This is a genomic window from Acinetobacter sp. WCHAc060033 (assembly GCF_004209125.1).
GTDB classification, from domain to species: Bacteria; Pseudomonadota; Gammaproteobacteria; order Pseudomonadales; family Moraxellaceae; genus Acinetobacter; species Acinetobacter wuhouensis.
This window is the reverse complement of the sequence record NZ_SGSW01000137.1, coordinates 1-1,567: the sequence shown is the minus strand read 5'-3', so window position 1 is coordinate 1,567 and position 1,567 is coordinate 1. Positions and strand designations below refer to the sequence as shown.

1 protein-coding gene is annotated in these 1,567 nt (G+C 42.7%); it reads left to right on the top strand.

Annotation, left to right across the window (positions count from 1 at the left end; genetic code table 11):
- Positions 1-190: 190 nt before the first annotated feature.
- Positions 191-1,516: an ISNCY family transposase gene (locus tag EXE10_RS20895; RefSeq protein ID WP_020846983.1), complete on the top strand. Its 1,326-nt coding sequence runs from the start codon at positions 191-193 to the stop codon at positions 1,514-1,516.
- The last annotated feature ends 51 nt before the right edge of the window (positions 1,517-1,567 follow it).

Sequence of the window (1,567 nt, the reverse complement as noted above, 5' to 3'; positions counted from 1 at the left end):
CCGCAAGTTTTTGTCTATTGAAAGAATAAATAATCTCCCAACTGCTATCTATTTAACATAATGGCTGTTATACGAAACGAGAGTGTAACTCCAAAATAGAAATGTCCGGTTTCTCCAAAGTAAAAATGTCCGCTTTTAGAATATGCACTTTTGCAATTTTCTTAGCGGACGGTTTGATATGTTGGTGTCTATGTCGGATAAAGAACTTAAACGATTGTCGGTCTTGCAAGAAATCTGTGATCAACGCATAACCCAGTCCCAAGCTGCTCAGCTACTTCATATTTCAGAACGTCAGATCAGACGTTTATTGCAAAAATACAAAGCTCAAGGCCCAGCTGCATTAGCACATGCTGCACGTGGCCAAATCAGCAATTCCAGGCTTCCTGAAGAGCTCAGACTCAAGTGCCTCAATATTGTTTCGGATCAACTGCATGGTTTCGGACCCACTTTAGCGCATGAAAAGCTCACCACTGTTCATGGATTCGATATTTCAGTGGAAACACTGCGTTCCTGGATGATTGCAGCCGATCTGTGGATTCCTCGCGCCAAGCGCCTGAAACGCCCGTATCAGCCTCGTTATAACCGAGATTGTTATGGTGAACTGATTCAAATCGATGGCTCACACCATGACTGGTTTGAAGGACGCGCTGCTAAGTGCTGTCTGCTGGTATTTATCGATGATGCCACAGGAAAATTACAGCATTTACGTTTCTGTGAGTCGGAATCAGCATTTGACTATATGATTTCAACACGTTTGTATGTTGAGCAGCATGGTAAGCCGTTGGCGTTTTACAGTGATAAACATTCAGTCTTCAGGGTGAATCAAAGCAGCAAGAAAGACACCAAGATTACCCAGTTTGGACGCGTACTCAGTACCCTCAATATCGATATCATCTTCGCCAATTCACCACAAGCCAAAGGCCGTGTAGAACGGGCGAATAGAACGCTTCAGGACCGTCTGATTAAAGAAATGCGCCTGGAAGGCATCTGTTCGATTGAGCAAGCGAATGCCTGGCTGCCCTGCTTTATCGAGCAATTTAATCGTAAATTTGCCAATATGGCCTTTAATCCCAAGGATCTACACCGGACTGTCACTGAAACAGCCGAAGAATTAGATGATGTTTTTACCTGGCGTGAACCCCGCAGAGTCACGAACAGCCTGACGATTACTTATGATAAATGCGTATATTTACTGGAAAATACCGAAGAAAATAAAAGGTTGATCGGCAAGTATCTTGAGTTTCTGGAATACCCGGATGGCACGGTAGCCATTGAACATCAAGGAAGAAAAATCAATTACAGCATCTTCGATAAATTAAGTCAGCTCAACCAGCGAGAGGTTGTTGAGAATAAACGTTTAGGTGCTGTTCTCAATCATATTCAACAACAGCACGAAGAATTAGAACAGCAAAACAAACGCAATCGTTCTCAAAAGATGCCGAGCAGACGTGCACAGAAAACAGTAATCAAAGAACGAAATCTGAATCCTGTGCTTGACTTGGAAGTGTCTGTATAGGACATTTCTATTTGGTTATTAGGTAGGACATTTCTACTTAGGAATAACAGA

What these genes read in the sequence shown, in the direction of transcription:
- EXE10_RS20895 (WP_020846983.1), top strand. Translation starts at nt 191, where the DNA reads ATGTCGGATAAAGAACTTAAACGATTGTCGGTCTTGCAAGAAATCTGT.